This window comes from Flavobacterium sp. (assembly GCF_046296355.1).
Taxonomy (GTDB): Bacteria; Bacteroidota; Bacteroidia; order Flavobacteriales; family Flavobacteriaceae; genus Flavobacterium.
Genome location: NZ_JBKBLM010000036.1, coordinates 1 through 24,117, shown reverse-complemented (window position 1 = coordinate 24,117; position 24,117 = coordinate 1). Strand labels below are relative to the sequence as shown.

General features: G+C 36.9%; 19 protein-coding genes. 10 read left to right on the top strand and 9 right to left on the bottom strand.

Going from position 1 to position 24,117, the window contains the following annotated elements:
- The 4 genes from ACK4HO_RS11810 to nhaA all read left to right on the top strand — a co-directional run.
- On the top strand, positions 1-3,338 hold a 3,338-nt coding region (locus ACK4HO_RS11810; RefSeq protein ID WP_409666046.1), incomplete at its 5' end, for a gliding motility-associated C-terminal domain-containing protein.
- A gap of 50 nt (positions 3,339-3,388) precedes the next feature.
- Positions 3,389-4,300, top strand: a complete 912-nt coding sequence (locus tag ACK4HO_RS11805; protein WP_409666044.1) for a type IX secretion system membrane protein PorP/SprF — start codon at positions 3,389-3,391, stop codon at positions 4,298-4,300.
- 13 nt (positions 4,301-4,313) lie between these two features.
- Entirely contained in the window at positions 4,314-6,260 is a 1,947-nt protein-coding gene (locus ACK4HO_RS11800) for an OmpA family protein (protein WP_409666042.1), read from the top strand.
- 68 nt (positions 6,261-6,328) lie between these two features.
- The gene (nhaA, locus tag ACK4HO_RS11795) at positions 6,329-7,465 is read left to right on the top strand and encodes a Na+/H+ antiporter NhaA (protein ID WP_409666041.1); all 1,137 of its coding nucleotides are present in this window, start codon (positions 6,329-6,331) and stop codon (positions 7,463-7,465) included.
- Positions 7,466-7,482: 17 nt separating this feature from the next.
- On the opposite strand, the gene corA is transcribed toward nhaA, so the two are convergent.
- Entirely contained in the window at positions 7,483-8,553 is a 1,071-nt protein-coding gene (gene corA, locus ACK4HO_RS11790) for a magnesium/cobalt transporter CorA (RefSeq protein WP_409666039.1), read from the bottom strand.
- 68 nt (positions 8,554-8,621) lie between these two features.
- Between corA and hutI the strand changes: the two genes are divergently transcribed.
- The gene (gene hutI, locus ACK4HO_RS11785; RefSeq protein WP_409666038.1) at positions 8,622-9,860 is read left to right on the top strand and encodes an imidazolonepropionase; all 1,239 of its coding nucleotides are present in this window, start codon (positions 8,622-8,624) and stop codon (positions 9,858-9,860) included.
- A 47-nt stretch (positions 9,861-9,907) separates the two neighbouring features.
- Here hutI and ACK4HO_RS11780 read toward each other — a convergent pair whose 3' ends face one another.
- On the bottom strand, positions 9,908-10,792 hold the full coding sequence (locus tag ACK4HO_RS11780) for a hypothetical protein (RefSeq protein ID WP_409666036.1): 885 nt from the start codon (positions 10,790-10,792) through the stop codon (positions 9,908-9,910).
- Positions 10,793-10,900: 108 nt separating this feature from the next.
- Here ACK4HO_RS11780 and ACK4HO_RS11775 point away from each other — a divergent pair, with 108 nt between their 5' ends.
- Both ACK4HO_RS11775 and ACK4HO_RS11770 read left to right on the top strand, forming a co-directional pair.
- On the top strand, positions 10,901-11,941 hold the full coding sequence (locus ACK4HO_RS11775; protein WP_409666035.1) for a formimidoylglutamase: 1,041 nt from the start codon (positions 10,901-10,903) through the stop codon (positions 11,939-11,941).
- A 62-nt stretch (positions 11,942-12,003) separates the two neighbouring features.
- On the top strand, positions 12,004-13,257 hold the full coding sequence (locus ACK4HO_RS11770) for a DEAD/DEAH box helicase (RefSeq protein ID WP_409666033.1): 1,254 nt from the start codon (positions 12,004-12,006) through the stop codon (positions 13,255-13,257).
- Here the strand turns inward: ACK4HO_RS11770 and ACK4HO_RS11765 are convergent.
- From ACK4HO_RS11765 to holA, 5 genes are all read right to left on the bottom strand, one after another.
- Entirely contained in the window at positions 13,254-15,458 is a 2,205-nt protein-coding gene (locus tag ACK4HO_RS11765; RefSeq protein WP_409666031.1) for a response regulator, read from the bottom strand. The genes ACK4HO_RS11770 and ACK4HO_RS11765 overlap by 4 nt on opposite strands.
- 79 nt (positions 15,459-15,537) lie before the next feature.
- Entirely contained in the window at positions 15,538-17,232 is a 1,695-nt protein-coding gene (gene ettA / locus ACK4HO_RS11760) for an energy-dependent translational throttle protein EttA (protein ID WP_409666029.1), read from the bottom strand.
- A gap of 82 nt (positions 17,233-17,314) precedes the next feature.
- Complete coding sequence (locus ACK4HO_RS11755; protein WP_171222567.1) at positions 17,315-17,497, bottom strand: CAL67264 family membrane protein; 183 nt, start codon at positions 17,495-17,497, stop codon at positions 17,315-17,317.
- A 126-nt stretch (positions 17,498-17,623) separates the two neighbouring features.
- Complete coding sequence (locus ACK4HO_RS11750) at positions 17,624-18,904, bottom strand: amidohydrolase family protein (protein ID WP_409666027.1); 1,281 nt, start codon at positions 18,902-18,904, stop codon at positions 17,624-17,626.
- Positions 18,905-18,952: 48 nt separating this feature from the next.
- Positions 18,953-19,957, bottom strand: coding sequence for a DNA polymerase III subunit delta (holA, locus tag ACK4HO_RS11745; protein WP_409666025.1), 1,005 nt, complete (start codon positions 19,955-19,957; stop codon positions 18,953-18,955).
- A gap of 51 nt (positions 19,958-20,008) precedes the next feature.
- Here holA and ACK4HO_RS11740 point away from each other — a divergent pair, with 51 nt between their 5' ends.
- From ACK4HO_RS11740 to ACK4HO_RS11730, 3 genes are all read left to right on the top strand, one after another.
- Positions 20,009-20,458: a type I restriction enzyme HsdR N-terminal domain-containing protein gene (locus ACK4HO_RS11740; RefSeq protein ID WP_409666023.1), complete on the top strand. Its 450-nt coding sequence runs from the start codon at positions 20,009-20,011 to the stop codon at positions 20,456-20,458.
- A 3-nt stretch (positions 20,459-20,461) separates the two neighbouring features.
- On the top strand, positions 20,462-21,451 hold the full coding sequence (locus ACK4HO_RS11735) for a glycosyltransferase family 2 protein (protein ID WP_409666021.1): 990 nt from the start codon (positions 20,462-20,464) through the stop codon (positions 21,449-21,451).
- Positions 21,452-21,532: 81 nt separating this feature from the next.
- On the top strand, positions 21,533-22,369 hold the full coding sequence (locus ACK4HO_RS11730; RefSeq protein WP_409666020.1) for a flagellar motor protein MotB: 837 nt from the start codon (positions 21,533-21,535) through the stop codon (positions 22,367-22,369).
- 80 nt (positions 22,370-22,449) lie between these two features.
- Here ACK4HO_RS11730 and ACK4HO_RS11725 read toward each other — a convergent pair whose 3' ends face one another.
- Entirely contained in the window at positions 22,450-23,070 is a 621-nt protein-coding gene (locus tag ACK4HO_RS11725) for an L-threonylcarbamoyladenylate synthase (RefSeq protein ID WP_409666018.1), read from the bottom strand.
- A gap of 58 nt (positions 23,071-23,128) precedes the next feature.
- On the bottom strand, positions 23,129-24,117 hold a 989-nt coding region (locus ACK4HO_RS11720; RefSeq protein WP_409666016.1), incomplete at its 5' end, for a 3'-5' exonuclease.

The following is a 24,117-nucleotide window of genomic DNA, read 5'->3' as shown; positions in this document are numbered from 1 at the left end:
CTAATGGTAATTGTGCAGGTTCATACTCTGTAACCAGAACTTGGACGGCTACTGATGCTTGTGGAAATTCTTCTACAGCTTCACAAACTATAAACGTACAAGACGTAACTGCTCCGGTTATTACAAATCAAGCATCTAATATTATAGCTGAGTGTGATGGAAATGGTAACGAACTTGCTTTGTACACTTGGTTAACTAATAATGGTGGTGCCACAGCAACAGATGAGTGTTCACCTGTAACTTGGACTAATAACTTTAGTGAAATTGCCAATGATTGTTCAGCAGCTGTAACTGTTGTATTTACTGCAACTGACGAATGTGGAAATACCGCTTCATCATCAGCTACCTTTACTATTAATGATACTCAAAATCCTGTTGCTCCTGAAGCACCTGCTAACGTAACTGTGGCTTGTGCGACTGACATACCGGCTAATGTTTCATTAACTGCAACTGATAACTGTTCTAATGAAATTACAGCTCAAGGTGTTGATACTACAACTCAAGGTAACTGTCCGAACTCGTTCTCTGTAACCAGAACTTGGACTTTCACTGATGCTTGTGGAAACTCATCTTCTGTATCTCAAACAATTACTGTAAGTGATACTATTGCTCCGGTTGCTCCTGAAGCACCAGCTAACGTAACTGTAGCTTGTGCAGGTGATGTGCCTGCAATGATTTCGCTTACTGCTTTTGATAACTGTTCAGGTGAAATTACTGTTGAAGGTGTTGACACTACAACTCAAGGTAACTGTCCGAACTCGTTCTCTGTAACTAGAACTTGGACTTTCACTGATGCTTGTAATAACACTTCATCTGTATCTCAAACCATTAGCGTTGTAGATGAAACTGCTCCGGTAGCTCCTGAAGCACCTGCTAACGTAACTGTAGCTTGTGCCGGTGATGTGCCTGCAATGATTTCGCTTACTGCTTTTGATAACTGTTCAGGTGAAATAACTGCTCAAGGTGTTGATACTACAACTCAAGGTAACTGTCCGAACTCGTTCTCTGTAACCAGAACTTGGACTTTCACTGATGCTTGTGGAAACTCATCTTCTGTATCTCAAACAATTACTGTAAGTGATACTATTGCTCCGGTTGCTCCTGAAGCACCAGCTAACGTAACTGTAGCTTGTGCCGGTGATGTACCTGCAATGATTTCGCTTACTGCGACTGATAACTGTGGAGATTTAATTACTGCCCAAGGTGCTGACAGTATTGTTCAAGGAGATTGTACTAATTCGTTTATTGTAACCAGAACTTGGACTTTCACTGATACTTGTGGAAACTCATCTTCTGTATCTCAAACAATTACTGTAAGTGATACTATTGCTCCGGTAGCTCCTGAAGCACCTGCTAACGTAACTGTAGATTGTGCCGGTGATGTGCCTGCAATGATTTCGCTTACTGCTTTTGATAACTGTTCAGGTGAAATTACTGTTGAAGGTGTTGACACTACAACTCAAGGTAACTGTCCGAACTCGTTCTCTGTAACTAGAACTTGGACTTTCACTGATGCTTGTGGAAACTCATCTTCTGTATCTCAAACTATTAGCGTTGTAGATGAAACTGCTCCGGTAGCTCCTGAAGCACCAGCTAACGTAACTGTAGCTTGTGCCGGTGATGTACCTGCAATGATTTCGCTAACTGCGACTGATAACTGTGGAGATTTAATTACTGCCCAAGGTGCTGACAGTATTGTTCAAGGAGATTGTCCTAATTCGTTTATTGTAACCAGAACTTGGACTTTCACTGATGCTTGTAATAATACTTCATCTGTATCACAAACAATAACTGTTAATGACACTATTGCTCCAGTTGTTCCTGAAGCACCTGCTAACATAACTGTTGCTTGTGCCGGTGAAGTTCCTGCAATGATATCGCTCACTGCGACTGATAACTGTGGAGATTTCATCACAGTAGACGGTGTTGACAGTACTATTCAAGGAGATTGTCCGAACTCGTTCACTGTAACTAGAACTTGGACTTTCACTGATGCCTGTGATAATACATCTTCAGTATCACAAACTATAAGCGTTGTAGATGAAACTGCTCCTACAGCTCCTGCAGCTCCTGCTGACGTAACTGTAACTTGTGCCGGTGATGTACCTGCAACAATTTCATTAACAGCTACTGATAACTGTGGAGATTCAATAACTGTACAAGGTGTTGACAGTATTGTTCAAGGAGATTGTCCAAACTCGTTTACTGTAAACAGAACATGGACTTTCACTGATGCTTGTAATAATACTTCATCTGTATCGCAAACGATAACCGTAAATGACACTGTTGTTCCTACATTTAATGAGGTGGCACCAGCTAATACTTCTGCTTCATGTGATAACATCCCTGTTGCAGCTGTATTAACCGCAACTGATAACTGTGGAACCGCAACGGTAACAATGGTTGAAACAATTGTTCAAGGAAACTGTCCTTCTAACTATCAAATTATTAGAACATGGACTGCTACTGATGCTTGTGGAAATACTAGCACACAAACTCAAACCATTGGAGTTTCTGACACTGCTGGACCGGTATTAATTACGCCATTAGATCCAAAAGTTGATGTAGATTGTACAGAAATCCCTGCGCCTCCTACATTAGAGTTTACTGATAACTGTTCAGCTGTTGGTTCACCTGTGTACACAGAAACCACATCGGAAGTTAATAATGGTTCTTATACAATTACCAGAACATGGGTTGTATCTGATGCTTGTGGCAACTTATCGCAAACTTACACTCAGTATGTATATGTAAATCAAACCTCTGAGGTAATTAATCTTGATGAAGTTCAAACAAGTAATACTATTAATGAAAATATCTCTTTAGATTCATTCTTACCAACTGGGGTAAGCGGTGGAACATGGACGAATGTAGATAATGTTGGAGGATTTAATGCTACTAACAATACGTTTAACCCATTTGAAATTACACCAGATGTATATTTATTCAGCTACACTGTTTATAATGGTACTTGTCCAACTGTTTATAATTTACCAATACGTGTCGGTTTCGTTGGTGATTGTGATAACATTATTATTCACAATGCGTTTACACCAAATGGTGACTCTTTCAATCAATATTTCAATATTGAAAATATTGAGGACATCGATTGTTATCCGACAAATAATGTTCAAATTTACAACCGCTGGGGAGTTTTAGTTTATGAAACCAAAAACTACGACAACAATACCAGAAGATTTGAAGGTATCTCTGAAGGAAGAGTTACTGTTAGTAAGTCTGAGGAATTACCAACCGGAACGTATTTCTACATCATTGAGTGGACAACTACTACTGGTGAAAGAATTGTTAAAGACGGATATTTATACTTAACCAGATAAACCTACTAACTCCTGAGGGTGTAAAAACCCTCAGGATAAATAAAGAAAATATGAGAACAAAAATTTTAATTTTCGCTTTGATGTTAACGTGTTATACAGGTTTTGCTCAGCAAGACGCACAGTATACCCAATACATGTATAACACCATCAATATCAATCCCGCTTATGCAGGATCAAGAGGAGTTATGAGTATTTTCGGACTACATCGTACCCAATGGGTAGGATTAGACGGAGCGCCAACAACAAACGCTTTTTCCATCAATACTCCAATAAACAATAGTAACTTAGGTGTTGGTTTATCTGTAGTAAGTGACAAAATCGGTCCTACTAAAGACAATACCATTTCGGCTGATTTATCATATACAATTCCAATGTCGGAAGATTACAAGTTATCTTTTGGTATTAAAGCCAGCGGTAATATATTCAACTTAGATGTGAATCAATTGAATCCTGCTGATTCTGGCGATCCAAATCTTCAAAATTTTGACAATGAATTTTCGCCAAACTTTGGAGCCGGTGTGTATTTACATTCTGATAAATTTTATTTTGGTCTTTCGGTACCCAACTTTTTACAAGATTCAAAATACAACGACAATGAGGTGGCTGTATTTCAGGAAAGAATGAATTTTTATGCCATTGGAGGTTATGTTTTTGACATCACACCTTCGGTTAAATTCAAACCTGCATTCTTAACTAAATTGGTAACCGGTTCTCCTTTACAGGTTGATGCTTCAGCTAACTTCTTATTCTTTGATAAGTTGATGCTTGGTGCGGCTTACCGATGGGATGCTGCCGTAAGTGCCTTAGCCGGTTTTCAAGTTACTGATGGTCTATTTATTGGCTATAGTTATGATATGGAAACAACCGAATTAAGAAACTATAACTCTGGTTCTCACGAGGTATTCATTCGTTTCGAGTTGTTCAATAAAGTTAGTAAATTGGTATCACCTAGATTCTTCTAATAACACAACGATTATGAAAAATAAAATTATATATTTAGTACTATTGACTTTCGCTGCCGTGAACAGTTATTCACAAGGTGGAAGAACAGAAGTAAAAGGTAATAAGGAGTACGAAAAGTACGCTTATATTGATGCCATCAAAACTTATGAACGCATCTATGAAAAAGGGTACAAATCTCCTGACATGATACTCAAAATTGGTAACGCCTACTATTTTAATGCCGAATTAGAAAAAGCAAACAAATGGTATAGCGAACTATATGCAACAAACCCTGAGCAGGAAGCAGAATTCTACTATCGTTTTGCCCAAACGTTGAGAGCCGTAAAAGACTATCCAAAAGCGGATGCTATGATGGATAAATTCAATGAAAAAAGCGGTAATGATACGAGAGCCAAATTGTTCAATAAAAAGAAAGACTATTTAGCCGAAATCAAAAAGAATTCAGGGCGCTACAAAATTGAAGATGCCGGAATTAACTCTAAATATTCTGATTATGGTCCGGCTTATATGGGAACCAAAGTAATTTTTACTTCAGCCCGTGATACCGGTAACTTCTCGAAAAGAATTCACACTTGGACAGGTCAGTACTTTACTAACTTATACAGTTCAGCTTTAGGAGAAGACGGTGGATTAACAGGTGTAGATAAATTTGGTAAAAAAATCAATACCAAATACCACGAAGATACGCCAGCCTTTACTAAAGACGGAAAAACAGTTTATTTCACCAGAAATAACTATTTAGACGGAAGAGGTTTTGATGCCAACAAAGTAACTTTATTAAAAATTTATAAAGCCAACCTTGATGATGAAGGAAAATGGATAAATATTACTCCATTGAATTTCAATAGCGATAGTTACCAAGCAGCGCATCCTGCCCTATCTCCTGATGAAAAAACATTATACTTTGCATCAGATATGCCTGGAACTAAAGGACAATCTGACCTTTACAGAGTAAAAATAAACGAAGACGGAAGTTTAGGAACGCCGGAAAATCTTGGTGATGCCATCAACTCAGAAGGTAGAGAAACCTATCCTTTCATCTCAAGTGATAATGAATTGTATTTTGCTTCTGACGGTCAACCTGGTTTAGGTGGTTTAGATATATTTGTTACCAGAATCCCTAAAGACGGCAGCCTAAATTTCAAACAAGTTTTAAACATAGGTGAAGAAGGAAACAGTTCAAAAGATGATTTTGGATTCATCATTGACTTTAAATCCAAAAAAGGTTTCCTTAGCTCTAACAGAGATGGCGGACAAGGAAGTGATGATATCTATAAATTCTTAGAAACACGTCCTATTTTCTGTGACCAAATTTTATATGGTGTTATCACCGATGAAGATACCAAAGCTGTATTGCCAAATACTAAATTGGTGTTGATGGATGAAAAATTCAATAAAGTAAAAGAAACCGTTTCTGATGCTGAAGGTAAATATGAATTCACCGAAGTTGAATGTGGTGCCAAATACTATGTAAATGCTTCTCTTGAAGATTATGAAACCAAAGAAGTTCCGGTAATCATTGGTACTGAATCAGGAAAAACAGAGTTGAATATTGAACTTAAAACTAAAACTTGTCGCGTGAAAATTGGTGACGATTTAGCCGATTGTTTCAAAATCAATATCATTTACTTCGACTTAGACAAATGGAATATCCGTCCGGATGCTGCAGTTGATTTAGCTAAATTATTGGATGTATTGAACCAAAACCCAACGATGAAAATCAACATTCGTTCACATACAGACAGCCGTGCTTCTTTTGCTTACAACGAAAAACTATCTGACCGTAGAGCAAAATCTACCAGAGATTGGTTAATCAAAAATGGTATTGCTGCCGATCGTTTAACTTCAGAAGGTTTAGGAGAAACAGAATTGGTTAACAAATGTGCCGACAATGTAAAATGTACTGAGGAAGAACACCAGTTAAACAGAAGAAGTGAATTTATTATCACAAGTCTCTAAAACCCAAAAAACTTTTATAATTACTTTAAAAGCATCCGGAAACGGGTGCTTTTTTTTATCTTTGAAATATGAGAATTACCAAACTATTCAACGATTTCTTTGACAGTGAAAAAGCCGGTGGATTTGTACTGATAGCTTGCACTGTACTTTCCTTATTGTTAACCAACTCTTATTGGAGCGAAGAATATCTAGCCCTCTGGCATTTCCAAATCGGTCATCATTCCTTTGAGCATTGGATAAATGACGGTTTAATGACCATTTTCTTTTTATTAATAGGATTAGAATTAGAAAGAGAAATTTATGCCGGTGAATTGTCCAATATTAAAAATGCTTTACTGCCTATCTTTGCCGCTTTAGGTGGAATGTTAGTTCCCGCCGGAATATATCTATTAATGAATTATGGTACAGAAACCCAATCGGGTGCCGGAATTCCTATGGCTACCGATATTGCTTTTGCATTGGGAATTTTGTCATTACTGGGAAACAGAGTACCTATTTCGCTTAAAATATTTTTAACCGCACTTGCCGTAATCGATGACTTAGGCGCCATTTTGATTATCGCTATTTTTTATACCAAAAATTTAATCTGGAGTAATCTACTAATCGCTTTAGGAATTTTTGCGTTCTTATTGGTGTTGAACCGACTCAAAGTTCGCAACCTTATTCCCTATTTGCTCTTAGGCGTTGTCATGTGGTATTTTATGCTGAATTCGGGTGTTCATGCTACTATTACCGGAGTTTTATTGGCCTTTGCTATCCCATTTGGAAACGGTAACAAAAAATCAACTTCTTATATCTTACAACACTTTTTGCACAAACCCGTCGCCTTCATAATCCTACCACTTTTTGCTTTGGCCAATACTGCTATCATTTTAAACTCTGATTGGCAGCAAGCCTTAAGCCACAACTATACTTTGGGAATTGCAGCCGGATTAATTATTGGAAAACCCATTGGCATTTGGCTCTTCAGCTTTTTAGCCGTAAAACTCAAAATAAGCCAACTACCGGAAGACTTGAATTGGCAATCAATTTTTGGCGTAAGTTTTTTAGGCGGTATCGGATTTACGATGTCCATTTTTATCACACTCCTCGCCTTTTCCGATGTTGAACATATCAACAATGCTAAAATCATGATTCTGATTTCGTCCTCAATTGCCGGAATATTTGGCTTACTCTACTTGAAGGCAAGTTTAAAAAAATCGTAATTCGGAATTGGCAATTTTTAATACCACTTTTTCTTTTTGAAATAGTAAATCATGCCGAGCAATAAAAGAAACATGAATCCCATTATTATAAAATAGCCATATTTCCAATGCAGTTCGGGCATGTTGTCAAAGTTCATTCCGTATACACCTACGATAAACGTCAATGGCATAAAGAATACCGAAACCACGGTCAAAGTTTTCATGACTTGATTCAGCTTTTGATTTTGGGTCGAAAAGTAAAAACTCGAAGCGCTGTCTAAAGAAGTCAAATCGTATTCAATTTGTTCCAAAAGCTCCAAACATTTTTGATGCAAACGCGAAAAAAAACTGTAATTATCAGACTCAATCGCATTGAACACATTATCGTCTTTCATGCTTTTGATGGAATACAAAGAATCGCGTAGCGGAATAATCGAGCGTTTTAAAAAGTTGAAATTATCGCGGTGCTTTTCAATTTGTTCCAGAATTTCAGGATTGGTACTGGTTTTTGAAATATCAATCAACTCTTCTACTCTGTCTTCTTCATTTTCAATGGTGATGTAGAAATTCTCCATAATCGAATCCAACAATAAATACAAAAGATAGTCCGCTTTCTTGTCTCTTACTATGCCCGAATGCGTTCGGATGCGTTCGCGAATATGGGTAAAGTAGTCACTTCGTTTCTCTTGAAAAGAAACCAAAATCCCGTTCTTCAATAGGAAACTGACTTGCTCAACAATAATATTATTACTGTTCTCAACCGGCAATAACGACTTGATATTAAAAAATAAAACATCATGGTATTCATCCAGCTTGGTTCTTTTGGTGGTATTCAAAATATCGCCCAACATGAAATTGTCCACATTAAGAAAATCTCCAACCGATTTGATCACTTCAGTATCATTTAATCCGTGAATATTGAGCCAATTCACTTTAGATGATTCAAAGCATTTGTCTAATTGAGATTTATTAAATTCTTTATACTCTGTTAAGTCATCCGTGTCATAAACAAACAACTGCATCTCCGTTTTAATTTGCTTATGAACACCGGTATAATCCAAAAATGTAAGCTGAACTTTTTTTCCTTTTTTATATTTTATTTTTCTCACGAATTCTAAATTTGTTTAAAATTAAGCATATTTATTTTTTTCAAACTATTTTTACCAAAAATCATCCTATGCAAACGTTAATCATCAACATCAAAGAATTATTGCAAGTCCGAGAAACTCACGTTGACAAAGTTTCGGGTAGCGAAATGGCGATATTGCCTTCGATAAAAAACGCCTTTCTTTTGATAGAAAATGATACAATAGCAGCTTTTGGTTCTATGACTGATTGTCCCAAAATTAATGCCGATAAAACGATTGATGCCTTAGGGAAAATAGTGTTACCAAGTTGGTGCGACAGTCATACCCACATTGTTTATGCCGGTAATCGCGAACAAGAATTTGTCAATAGAATCAATGGCCTGACTTATGAAGAAATTGCCAGTCGCGGTGGCGGGATTTTAAATTCGGCCAAAAAACTCAACGAAACTTCCGAGGAAGACATTTACGACCAATCCAAAAAACGTTTAGAAGAAGTTATCCAACAAGGCACCGGAGCTGTCGAAATCAAATCGGGTTACGGTTTGACGGTGGAAGGCGAATTGAAAATGTTGCGTGTCATTAAAAAATTGGCACAAAATTATCCGATTGCCATCAAATCAACTTTCCTTGGTGCACACGCTTTTCCTTTAGAGTTCAAAGAATACCATGCCGCTTATATCGATTTAATAATCAATGAAATGTTGCCGAAAATTGCCGAAGAAAAACTAGCTGATTATATTGATGCATTTTTAGAAACCGGTTATTTCTCTGTCGAAGAAACCGAACGCATCATGGAAGCCGGAAAACAATATGGTTTGCGTTCCAAAATACATGTGAACCAATTCACCGCCATCAACGGCATTGCCGCTTGCGTAAAGCATAACGCACTTTCGGTAGATCATCTCGAAATTGTAACCGATGAAGACATTGAGGCTTTAAAAGACAGCGAAACGATTGCCGTGGCTTTGCCGAGTTGTTCTTATTTTATCAGTATCCCTTATACTCCGGCGAGAAAAATGATTTCAGCAGGTTTGCCATTGGCTTTAGCTTCCGATTTTAATCCGGGAACGACGCCTTCAGGCAATATGAATTTTGTGGTAGCGACGGCTTGTATCAAAATGAAAATGACACCCGAAGAAGCGATCAATGCGGCCACTATCAATGGTGCTTACGCCATGGGATTGTCAGCTACTCACGGAAGTATCACTATCGGTAAAAAAGCCAATTTGATTATTACTAAACCGCTCAATTCCTTTTATGAATTGCCTTATGCTTTTGGTAGTAATTTAATCGAACAAGTACTGCTCAACGGAAAAGTGATCGCATAAAAAAAGTCCTGATTTCTCAGGACTATTTCATTTCTGTTAATTATGGTTTATCTTAAAGAGAAACTGCTTTTTGAAACCAATTCACCTTTGTCAAATACATTCACAAAGTAAGTTCCTTTAGCAAAATCTTTACCCGGTAATTGCTCTTTTACATCTACCGTTTTGTTTTCATATTTCACTGTAGTAGTGAAACTATAGGTTAAGGAAGTATCGCCAAAAGAAATTGTGGCTTTATCACCCAACACGTTATTCTTTGCATCAATCACCTGAACATAGTAAACTTTGTCTCCTGATTTTGCAATTTTGTTCTCTGCAATGGTAAATCCAATTTGCAATACATCAGCTCTGCTAGCTTTGTCTGTTTCAACTTGTTTTCCTGAACTTCTCAGTTTGTAAGCCGCAGTTTTCAAATTGGTTACCGACAATTTTTGCCCTTTTTCAACCGTTTTAGCCAACTCTTCATTTTGACCTACCAATACTTGATTGTATTTTTTAGAATCTTCTAAAACAACATTGGTACTGTCTAAATTAGTCGTTAAAGTTTGGTTTTGAGTTTTCAGAACTTCCACTTCCTGCATTAGGTTTTTCATTTTTTGCTCCAAAGCATTGTATTGCGTTTTGTATTTTCTCAAAGAATTGGCATCGCCTTTAGCTGCTTTTACTTCGGCTATCAGTCTTGCTACTTCGTCTCTTTCTTTGATTAATTCGTCAGACATCGATGTGTTTTCTGCAAGAGCTGCATCATAAGTGGCTTTTAGGGTTTCTAAATCTTTTAAAACAGCTTCTTTCTCAGACTTAATTTCTACTACTGTAGTTTCCATCGTCTTTGCATCAGAAGTCAATTTGAAGATGTAAACCAAACTTCCCACTAATAATATAGCTAAGATTGCTACGATTGCCTTAAGTTTCGAATTACCGTTTTGATTTTCCATAGGTTATAAATTTAAATTTTAACAAAAGTAATAATATAAAGTAATAATATTTATTATAGTAACGTTAAATAAACAATTAAATTATATTTTTGAGAAAATATTCTTCAAATGGAAAGATTAATTCCTTTCACAATAACAGATTTGGCTAAGGTTACCAACCACAGAAGTGGCGAAGTAAAATTTGGCGAAAAAATGTTAACCATTCCCAAAGGCGAAAATCCCATTGATTTTTTGAAAAGATGCGAAGCCAAGTATGTCTTAGTCGGAATTCCCGAAGACGTTGGTGTTCGTGCCAATTTTGGTCGTCCAGGTGCTGCATCGGCCTGGCAAAGTGCTATTAGCAGTATTGCCAATATTCAGCACAATCGTTTTTGTAAAGGAAGCCAAATCGCAGTATTAGGAAAATTCGATGCAACAGCAGAAATGGAAGAAGCCAAAGACCTTGACTTTCACAAAACAGCCGACAGAAAACTGTTAAGTACACTCGTTGAAAAAATAGACAAAGAAGTAGTTCATATTGTAACCACTATAATCAAATGCGGCAAAACCCCTATTATCATTGGCGGCGGCCACAATAATGCTTACGGAAACATTAAAGGAACAGCTTTAGGATTGGGCAAACCCATCAATGCAGTGAATTTTGATGCGCACTCCGATTTCAGAATTCTTGAAGGAAGACACAGTGGTAATGGCTTTTCTTATGCTTATGAAGAAGGTTTTTTGAAAAAGTATTTCATCTTTGGTTTACACGAAAACTACACTTCCAAAAATGTGATTGATATTTTAAAAAAAATGGAAGACCGAGTGAACTATAACACTTATGATGAAATAAAAGTACGCCAACAAAAAAACTTCCAGCAAGAGTTGAATACCGCTTATGATTTTATCAAAAACGATGCTTACGGCATTGAAATTGATTTAGATGCTTTGCCCAACATTGCCAGTAGTGCTATGACCATGAGCGGTTTTTCGATTGAAGAATTGCGTCAGTTTGTGTCGTTCTTCGGCAAAAATAAAAATGCTTCCTATATGCACATTTGCGAAGGCGCACCCGATTTAGGTGAAGAAAAAAACAACCATCTTATCGGTAAATTGATTGGTTATTTGGTGACTGATTTTATCAAATCGAGGAAGGAATTGGCAGTATAATTTCTGTCAAAATTAAAAACCTTATCTTTGCTTCGGCTTACACTTAATCGTAAGCAAATTTTATGTTATTCGAAGATTTATCATTATCCAATAGTATCCAAAGAGCCGTCTTTGAAGAAGGATATACCAGCCCTACACCTATTCAAGAAAAAGCGATTCCCTTTATTTTAGCCGGGAAAGACTTGGTAGGTTGTGCCCAAACCGGTACAGGGAAAACAGCAGCTTTTGCCATACCTATTATACACAACCTACACAGAATGGTAGGTTCGTCTAAAAAGACGAAACAAATTCGTTGTCTTGTAGTTACCCCAACTCGTGAGTTGGCCGTACAAATCGGGGAAAGTTTTGACACTTACGGAAAGTATACCAACTTAAGACAATTAACCATTTTTGGCGGTGTTTCACAAGTGCCGCAAGTGGACCAATTGAAGAAAGGCGTTGACATTTTAATTGCCACTCCGGGAAGATTATTAGATTTACACAAACAAGGTTTTATCGATTTCGACCATTTGCATTATTTGGTTTTAGACGAATCTGATTTGATGCTCGACATGGGTTTTATCAATGATGTTAGAAAGATTGTGAAATTGGTTCCTACCAACAGACAAACCCTTTTATTCTCCGCAACAATGCCGATGGCGATTCGTGAATTGGCGGATACTTTTTTGAACCAACCCGAATATGTTTCGGTAACTCCGGTTTCTTCTACGGCGGAAATTATAGAGCAGCAAATTTATTTTGTCGACAAATCAGACAAGCGCGGTTTGTTGTACCATTTGATACGCAATGAAAACTTGAGTAATGTTTTGGTTTTTGTTCGTACCAAACACGGTGCAGACAATGTGGTCAAAGCTTTAAAAAAGCAAGGCGTAAATGCTGAAGCCATCCACGGCGATAAATCGCAAACGGCTCGTCAAAGGGTTTTAGACAATTTTAAAAATAAAGAAATCACGGTATTAGTAGCAACAGATATTGCCGCTCGTGGGATTGATATTGAAAGTTTACCTTATGTAATCAACTTTGATTTGCCTAATATACCCGAAACTTATGTTCACCGAATTGGTAGAACCGGTCGTGCCGGAAATGGCGGAATCTCTATTTCATTTTGCGGAAAAGACGAAGAACCTTATTGGAAAGACATTCAGAAACTAATCAAGGTCAATGTAAAAATCATTAAAGACCATCCGTTTCCTTGGAAAGACGAAATCCCTAATCCGGAAGCCAAACCTGATTTAAGAAATAAAAAGAAACCCGAAGGAACAAACAACTCCAGGAAATCGGAAGCTTCTAAGAAAAATAAAAAGCGTTGGTATTAATCAACGCTTTCTCTTTTCTTGATGTTATTAGAAATGACTTGGAATAATTTTGAGGGTTCAAAAGGCTTGACCATAATATCGTTCATACCAGCCGAAATAGCTTCCTCTGTTACTTCTTGTTTATCAAAAGCGGTCAAAGCAATTACCGGAATATCAATCCCTTTTTCTCTTATTTTCCTGGTAGTTTCAAACCCGTTGATTAACGGCATGTTGATATCCATTAAAATCAAATCGAATCTTTCTCTTTCCAAAGCCACGATTGCGGCATAACCATCATCCACAATGGTACAACTCATATTGCTGTTTTGGATGATTTTTTTGGTTACCATTTGGTTGATTTTATTGTCTTCGACTACCAAAATATTATACAAATGACTGTCGGATAAATCCACTTCAATGTTGTTGATAATCTCTCTTGACTTGTTTTCATCATATTCAAAACCAATAGTGAAAGTAAAAGTAGTACCCACATTTTCTTCACTTTCCAAAAAAATATCGCTGTCAAAAAGTTTAATCAATCTCGAGACTATAGACAATCCTAATCCTGTACCCTGGTAATCTTCTTCTTTGCGTTCTATTTGAACAAACTTATCGAAGATTTTATCTTGGTGTTCATTGGCTATGCCGATACCATTATCTTTTACTTTAAATTGAATAAAGTATTTGCTTCCTTCCACCTCTTTTAAGTCAGCAATGAGTGCTACGTCTCCATTTTTGGTAAACTTTAAGGCGTTACTGAGCAAATTCATTATAATTTGTGAAAGACGAAGTTTGTCACCAATCAAAAACTCCGGAATAGCCGTGTCTATTTCAATGATTAGCTTATTGTTATTTTTATCGGCTATGTATTCTACCGAATTTTGTATGGTGGTGATTTCATCAGTTAGATTGAAGATAAGATTCTCCAAAACCACTCTTTTTTCTTCAATTTTATTGATTTGAAGGATGTCATTAACCAACGACAGTAAATATTTAGCCGAAAATTTCAACGATTTTAAATGCGGACTGTTCGCCAATTCCTTGTGTTCATCGGTGATAATATTGGTGATTCCGATAACGCCATACAAAGGTGTTCTTAATTCATGTGTGATGGTTGACACAAACTGTGATTTGAGTTGGGAAGCTTCTTCAGCCTTTTCTTTGGCTTCTTGCAAGGCTTCGTTGGCTTTGGTCAATTCTAAATTCGCTTGCTCTCTTAACTTGATATTTTTGTATAAAGTCAGCAGCAGCAGCAATAGAATAATCAGAATGACTATAAATAGAATTACGATTAGCTTAGAATCTTTTAGCGTTTTTTCTTGTAGCTCATTCTCTTTTTCAATTTTACCCAATTGAATTTTGTATTCCTGTAATTCAATTTGAGTAGCCGCTTTTTTGAGATTGTCTATTTTTTCTTCGGAATAGACTATTTTATTAAGTGAATCTAATTTGCTTTGATACAACTCAGCCTTTTCCGTTTCATTGTATTGCTTGTGATGTTTAACGAGATTTTCGTAAATATTAATCAGAAAAGAGTCAAACTCATTTTGTTCTGCGATGGTTTTGGCAATAAAAAAATGTTCTTCTCCTTTGGCTTTTTGATTATTATTACTGTTGTAAATTCCCAATAAAAGGTGCAACGACATTTTGGCCTCTTGATTGTCTTTTTTTAAAATTTGTTCTTTAATATCATTGATTTGTCGGTTGCCTAAATCATATTTATGGATTGCAAAATAGGCACTTGCCAGGTTGAGTTTGGTGTATTCAATCTGCGCCGTATCCTTAATTTTAATGGCATAAAAAAGCGATTTTTTGTAGTAACTGATTCCTTTTGGGACATCAATATCATTAAAGTAGTAAACACTGCCCAAGTTACTGTAAATCCAATTGAACATTTTATCGTTGTTCAGTTTTTTGGCATAAACTAAGGCTTTATTGTAAAATTCGATGGCTTTGGCAGTTTCGGAACATTCATTAAAAATAGCTCCGATAGTATTGTAGGATTGGGCAATTAACAAATCATCATTAATAGCAAAAGCTTTAACCAAAGCCTGTTTAGAAGATTCGAGTGCTTTGTCATAATTGGCATCACTAAAATCAACAACCGCTTGATTGAGGTGTTTTTTAATTACTTCTTTCTCCGCAACATTTTCTTGCGAATAAACGGTGGTCAAAGTAAGAAGCAAAAATAAAAGTAAACTATAGTGTTTAATCTTATTCATTTGGTTAGTTAGAGTGTTCAAATATAAAGTTTTTATTCAAAAAAAAATCCTGATTACTCAGGATTTTCAATGCATTAAGTTAATTTCTAATCAACTTTCTATATTTAATTCGTTTTGGAGTTACATCAATTCCCAAACGTTTCTTTTTGTTTTCTTCATATTCTGAGAAACCGCCTTCAAAATAATACACCTCTGAATTTCCTTCAAAAGCTAAGATATGCGTACAAATTCTGTCCAAAAACCATCTGTCGTGACTGATTACCACTGCACAACCGGCAAAATTTTCCAAACCTTCTTCCAAAGCACGAAGCGTGTTGATGTCCAAATCATTTGTTGGCTCATCTAATAGCAATACGTTTCCTTCTTCTTTTAAAGTCATCGCCAAGTGCAAACGGTTACGTTCTCCACCGGATAATGCGGCAACTTTTTTGTTTTGATCGCTTCCACCAAAGTTAAAACGAGACAAATAAGCTCTCGAGTTCACTTGTCTTCCGCCCATCATAATCAATTCTTGTCCGTCACAAAAGTTTTCCCAAATGGATTTATCTGGATTGATATTGGAATGCGCTTGGTCAACGTAAGCAATTTTCACTGTATCACCAACTATAAACTCACCTGCATCGGCTTTTTCTTCGCCCATGATCATTCGGAAGATTGTCGATTTACCGGCACCATTCGGACCAATAATTCCAACAATTCCGGCTTGCGGTAAAGTAAAGTTTAGGTTATCATATAATAATTTGTCACCAAAAGCTTTGGCAACGCCTTTCGCTTCAATCACATTAGTTCCTAATCTCGGACCATTCGGAATGTAGATTTCTAATTTTTCGTCGAGTTCTTTTTGGTCTTCGTTTAACAATTTGTCATAGTTCTGCAAACGCGCTTTTTGTTTGGTCTGACGACCTTTGGCACCTTGGCGAACCCAATCCAACTCACGTTCTAATGTTTTTCTGCGTTTAGAAGCTACTTTTTCCTCTTGCTCCATGCGTTTTGATTTTTGGTCTAACCAAGAAGAATAGTTTCCTTTCCACGGAATACCTTCGCCTCTGTCTAATTCCAAAATCCATCCGGCTACGTTATCCAAGAAGTATCTATCGTGCGTTACTGCGATTACAGTTCCGGCATATTGTGCTAAATGTTGTTCTAACCAAAGAACGCTTTCAGCATCCAAGTGGTTGGTTGGCTCATCTAATAACAATACATCAGGTTGTTGTAATAGCAAACGACATAAAGCTACACGGCGTTTTTCACCACCTGATAAATGTTTGATTGGTGTATCACTTTCCGGAGTTCTTAAGGCATCCATAGCCACTTCTAACTTGTTATCAATTTCCCAAGCACCGGCAGCGTCAATTTTGTCTTGCAAATCGGCTTGTCTGTCCATGAGTTTTTGCATCTTATCGGCATCTTCATACACTTCCGGTAAGCCAAACATATCGTTGATTTTATTGAACTCGTCAAGAATTGCCATAGTTTCGGCAACACCTTCACGAACAACTTCAATTACAGTTTTGGTATCATCTAACTGTGGTTCTTGTTCCAAATAACCTACGGTATAACCAGGTTGAAAAACCACATCGCCTTGGTAATTTTTGTCTACTCCCGCAATGATTTTCAACAACGAAGATTTTCCTGAGCCATTAAGACCCAATATCCCGATTTTAGCTCCGTAAAAGAAACTTAAATAGATGTTTTTCAATACTTGTTTATCACTTCCTTGATATGATTTGCTCAAGCGTTGCATCGAGAAAATCACTTTCTTATCATCTGACATAATTTATTTTAGATTTTAAATATTAGATTTTAAATTTCTACAGTTCAATCTGCCTACTGCTGACTGAACACTGAATACTGTTTTATACTCTTCCTTTGAGTGAACTGAAAACCCAAGCATTGGCTAAGAAACCAACACCAACGGCGCCAAATCCCCAACCGGCTGTTTCATCATAACGAAAAGCGCCTAAAGCAATGAGCAACAATCCCATGATAATCATGATAAAAGTAGCCCAGCCTAAGACTGTATTTTTATTCATTGCCATATATTGTGGTATTTAATTTTAGGAGAGCAAATTTAGGTAAAAATTATGAATTGGGAAAGGGAAAAACCAAAAGGAAAAAGGGATAAGAAAAAGAGTGAAAAATAACTTATTCCATATCCCTCAGCACTAATCCCTTTTATAAATCACGCCATCTTTCATAACAAAAACTACCTTAAGAACAGTATTGATATCTTGTGTAGGGTCGAGTTCCGTGGCAATGATGTCTGCCAAAAATCCGGCTTCGATTGCCCCTATTTTTTTATCCATATCCAACAACATGGCATTGGTTACTGTTGCTGATTGCAAGGCTTTCATGATTGGCATTCCGGCTTCGGTCATATAAATAAATTCTTTTGCGTTCAGACCATGCTCAAATACACCGGCATCGGTTCCGAAAGCAATGGGCACACCTCTTTTATAAGCTTTACCAAACGTGGCTTGAATTTTTGGTCCTATAGCTAAGGCTTTGGGAACAATAATGGCAGGATAATAATTTTCTTTTTTGGCATTCATTTCAACTTCTTTTCCTGCGGTGATGGTGGGTACCAAATAGGCATTGTTTTTTATCATCAAATCCATAGTAGCTTCACTCATTTCTGTTCCGTGCTCTATGGTTTTTACACCGGCTTTTACGGCGCGTTGCATGCCTTCATCACCATGAGCGTGGGCAGCTACTTTCATTCCGTAGTCTTTGGCTGTGCTTACTATAACAGCTATTTCTTCTTCGGTAAATTGCGGGTTAGAACCACTTTTGGCCATACTTAAAACACCACCGGTAGCGGTGATTTTAATCCAATCGGCACCATTTTTATAGCGTTGGCGAACGGCTTGTTTGGCATCGTCTATGCTGTTTACGACACCTTCTTTTGGTCCGGGATTGCCCATTAAATCTTTTCGGTAACCGCTCGTTGGGTCTGCATGACCTCCGGTTGAACCTATCGCTTTTTCGGCAGTAAATATTCTTGGTCCGATAATCTTTCCACTATTAATGGCATTTCTCAAAGACACATTAACTCCGGTTCCGCCTAAATCTCTGACGGTGGTAAAACCTGCCATCAAAGTCGTTTTGGCTAAAACTTCGGCATTGAAAGCCACATCGGCATCGTTGAGCGTGAACTCTTCCAAATAAGCGGTCGGACTTGTTTCTCCTTCTAAATGCACATGCATATCAATCCAACCCGGCATTGCCGTTTTACTTTTTAAATCAATAACTTTTACAGTTGCATCTGTTGGATTGAGAAAACCATCTTCAACACTTGAAATGGTTTTACCCGAAACAATGATGGTTTTATTAGTGAGTACTTTACCGTTTTTGGTGTCGATAATTTTACCACAGTGAATATAGGTTTCTTGGGCAAAAGCCATTGAAGTAATCATAAAGGAAACAAAGAGGAATATTTTTTTCATAAGAATAATATTTGACTAATAAATATAGTGATTTTTGAAAGATTAAATCTATCTGAAAATACTGATCAACATTTCTTTGTATAAATCAGCTTCTCCGAGATTGGCTGCACCGACACCTTTATTTTTGACATCAATTTCACGTAAAGTAGCCACAATAGCGCTGACTTTTTTCATTGGATAATTCTTGGATGCACCAATGTAATCATTGACAAAATAGGGACTCACTCTAAGCACCTTGGCAACATTAGCCGGAGACTTGTCTTTTAACCCATGGTATAGCAATAAAGAGGAAAAAAAAGAAAAAACTTGACCATTAACTAAAAACATTGGGTTATCTTTTTTGTTTTGTGCAAAATAATTGGCTATCTGGTAAGCTCTCAACTGGTTTTTATCTCCAATGGCTTTTCGGAATTCAAAGACGTTAAAGTCTTTACTGAATCCTATATTTTCCTCAATATGATATGGGGTAATGGTGCTTCCTTTGGGTAAAATAATTTCTAACTTGGTCAATTCATTGGCAATCCTACTTAAATCATTACCCAAAAAAGCCACTAACATTGCATTAGCCTTGGGTTCAATCGAATAACCTCTGCCTTGTAAAACACGGGTTATCCATTGTCCGACTTGGTTTTCGAATAGCTTTTTACTTTCGTAAACCAAGCCAATCTTATCAAGAATTTTGACTAATTTTTTGCGCTTATCAAGTGTTTTATATTTATAAGCCATCACCAAAACGGTGGTCGGCTGCGGATTCAAAGCATAAGATTCTAAGCTTTCAATGGTTCTTGATAGATCTTGGGCTTCTTTTACAATTACCACTTGACGCTCCGCCATCATCGGATAACGTTTGGCATTGGAAACAATATCTTCAATAGTTGTGTCTCGACCGTACAATACCATTTGATTAAAACCTTTTTCGTCTTCTGTTAAAAGATTCTGCTCAAGATATTCTGTAATTCGGTCAATGTAATACGGTTCTTCTCCCATTAAAAAATAGATAGGTTTTACTTTTCCGGCTTTAATGTCGTTGATGATTTTTACAACCTCATCCATTTTTATGGCATTTTGAATTTTAATTTTTGAATTTTAAATTACCTTTGCTTTATGCAAAAACTGAATTTTCCTTCTTATTCGTTTCGCCTCAAAAATAGTGAAAATAAAGTCTCTATTTTTGATGACATCAGGAAAAAATTCATCATTCTTACGCCCGAAGAATGGGTTCGCCAACACACAGTTCAGTTTTTGTTACAAGAAAAAAAATATCCTAAATCCTACCTCAACGTTGAAAAATTAATCAAAATTAACGATATCAATAAACGATACGATATTGTTGTTTTTCAACCGAATGGAGAAATATTTTTACTAATTGAATGCAAAGCGCCGGAGGTCAATATTACCCAAAATACTTTTGACCAAATTGCCCGTTACAATCTCAAACTTAACGCAAAATACTTGATGGTAACCAACGGACTAAATCATTACTTTTGTCAAATGGACTTTGAAAAAGAGCAATATGTTTTTTTAAAAGAATTACCGGATTTTACAAATTTATAAGCCTTGAAAAAAATAGCCGTAGTCATACTCAATTGGAATGGAGCCAAATTGCTGGAGCAGTTCTTGCCTTCAGTGGTAGCGCATTCTGAGGAAGCCAAAATATATGTTGCCGACAATGCTTCAAACGATAATTCTATTGAGGTGATTAAGACCAAATTTCCTCAAATTACTATCATTCAAAATGACGGTAATTTTGGTTTTGCTAATGGATATAACGTGGCTTTACAACAAGTAGAAGAAGACTATTACGCCTTAGTCAATTCGGATGTTGAAGTTTCAGAAAACTGGCTTGCTCCTATCCTGTCTATCTTTGATAATGAACCCAATATCGGCATCATTCAACCCAAAATTTTAGATTACAAAAACAAAGCCTACTTTGAATATGCCGGAGCTGCAGGTGGTTTTATAGACCAATTCGGTTATCCCTATTGTCGCGGGCGAATATTTGACACCATTGAAAAAGACAACGGTCAATACGATGATGAATGCGAAATCTTTTGGGCCAGTGGTGCGTGTTTGTTTATTCGCAAAGACATTTACCGAACGTTAAACGGTTTTGACGGTGATTTTTTTGCTCATCAGGAAGAGATTGATTTGTGTTGGCGTGCTTTTAATTTGGGTTTTAAAGCGAAATACACTTCGAAGTCGGTGGTTTATCACGTTGGTGGCGCGACTTTAAACGAAAGCAATCCGAGGAAAACCTTTTTGAATTTCAGAAACTCGTTGTTGATGCTGACCAAAAATTTACCCGAAGGCAAACTGTTTACCATCATTTTTGCCCGACTTTGCCTAGACGGTTTGGCGGGAATTCAATTTATTTTGAAAGGAAAATTTAGTCATTGTTGGGCCATCATCAAAGCCCATTTTGAATTTTATCATTTGATAAACAGAAACTTAAAAAAACGAAGTACTTCAAATTCCGAAAACTATTACCATTCCAAAAGCATAGTGTACCGTTATTTTGTCAAGAACGGCACCGTTTTTGAGAAATGATTTTAACAAGAGTTTATCATTCCCTAAAACTCGTCACATCCAAAATAATCGTATTTTTGTTAAAATTTTAATCAAACATTTATGAGAAAAGTAATTTTTGCCCTTTCGTTAGTTACTTTAACGTTGACTTCATGCGGAACTAAGAAAAAAATTGCTGCATTAGAAGCACAAAACAAAGAATGTCAAGACTTATTAAATTCAACTACTGTCAAATTGAATTTGTGTTTAACTGAAAAAGACGCTCTTTCTAAACAAAATGATTACCTAAAACAAAACAATTCCGATTTGATTAACAATCAAAAAGAATTGACCATGTTGACTTCAAAAGGGGCACAAAACTTAGAGAAATCGCTTGAAAGTTTAAAAGAAAAAGACCTCAAAATTACTCGTTTACAAGACGCATTGACTAGAAAAGACAGTGTGACTTTGGCATTGGTTACGAGCCTAAAAAGTTCTGTAGGTATTTCTGATCCGGATATTGAAGTAAATGTTGATAAAGGTGTGGTGTTTATTTCTATTGCTGATAAATTGCTTTTCAAAAGCGGAAGCTATGTGGTAAGTGACAGAGCTAAAGAAGTTTTGGCCAAAGTAGCGAAAGTAATCAATGACAAACCAACCTTTGAATGTATGGTAGAAGGTCACACCGATAACGTTCCTTTCACAGGAAACGCCATTTTAGTTGACAACTGGGATTTGAGTGTGAAACGTTCAACCGCTATTGTTAGAGTTTTGACTAAAGATTTAAAAGTTAATCCAAAACAATTAATCGCTGCCGGAAGAGGTGAATACATTCCTTTAGTAGAAAACAATACTTCTGAAAATCGCTCAATTAATAGAAGAACGCGTATCGTAATTTTACCCAAAATTGATGAGTTCTATGAAATGATTGAAAAAGAAATGAAGAACCAGAAGAAATAGTGTTCAGTATTCAGTGAACAGTGTTCAGATAAAAAAAACGTCTCGATTTCTCGAGACGTTTTTTTTATTTATGATAGATACTAAAAAATATCCGGATCGCCTTTGCCTTCTCTGAGCACAACAGGCTCATGTCCCGACAAGTCGATTATAGTGGAACCAACGTTATCGCCGTAACCGCCATCGATAACCATATCAACTCTATTCTGCCATTTCTCGAAAATCAATTCAGGATCGGTCGAATATTCTAATACTTCATCTTCATCGTGAATGGAGGTTGAAACGATTGGGTTGCCCAACATTCGAACAATTTCTAAAGCGATATTATTATCCGGCACACGAATACCAACGGTTTTCTTTTTTCTAAATTCTTTTGGCAAATCATTATTTCCAGGAAGAATGAACGTATAAGGTCCGGGAAGCGCTCTTTTGAGGATTTTAAAGGTCGAAGTATCTATCTGTTTCACATAATCAGACAAATTGCTTAAATCGCTGCACACGAAGGAAAAATTGGCTTTCTCCAACTTGATGTCTTTGATTCGGGCAATGCGTTCCAAAGCTTTGGAATTGGTGATATCACAACCCAAACCATAAACGGTATCCGTCGGATAAATCACCAAACCACCATTTCGCAACACATCGACCACTTTTTTGATAGCCGCTTCGTTGGGTTTGTCTTCATATATTTTGAGAAACTCGGCCATAATTTTGATTGTTAGACTACTTATATTGTTAGACCTTTTAGAAATATTGTGAATTGAGCTATCCTATCACATCCAACTTCGCAAACCTCAACAACAACTTCTTAATGCCGCCGACTTCAAACTTGATTTCGGCTTTTCTGTCGGCGCCAATGCCTTCTAGGTTTACGATTTCTCCTTTACCAAAGCGTTCGTGCATTACTTTATTACCAACGGTCAATTTACTGTCGAATAAATTGGTGCTTCCCAGCGCATTGCTTGATACAGGTTTCAATTTACGAATATTTACCGAAGATGATGGCTCTTCACCGTAAGTTTTTGGTGGCGTTCCCATAACGGGTTTGGCCAAACGCAATTTCGACTTATCGATATCGCCAAAAATATCCAAATCAATACTTGGTTTGTATTGATAACCGCCACGATCCATTGGATTGATATATTCTAAATACTCGTCTTTAATTTCTTCAATAAAACGCGAAGGTTCGGCATCGGTGAGTTTTCCCCAACGGTAACGCGATTGTGCGTAAGTTAAATACGCTTGGTGTTCGGCACGAGTTAAAGCGACATAGAATAATCTTCTTTCTTCTTCCAATTCGCTGCGCGTATTCATACTCATCGCACTTGGAAACAAATCTTCTTCCATTCCAACAACAAACACATACGGAAACTCCAACCCTTTCGCCAAGTGAATCGTCATCAATGCTACTCTGTCGTCATCGCCGGTGTCATTGTCTAAATCGGTGGCCAAAGCTACGTCTTCTAAAAATTCAGATAAAGCACCACGCGCACCGTCAATTTCTCTTTGTCCTTCGATAAAATCTTTGATACCGCCCATTAAGGTTTCGATATTCTCAATACGAGCAATTCCTTCCGGTGTGGCGTCTTTTTTGAGTTCTTGTACCAAACCGGTTTTCTTAGCAACATGTTCCGTCAACACAAAAGCGTCTTGCTGTTCGTTAATCACCTGAAAACTTTTAATCATCGTGACAAAGTCTTCTATCTTTTGTTTGGTTCCCGAATTGAGTTTCAAATCAATTTTATCAATATGCT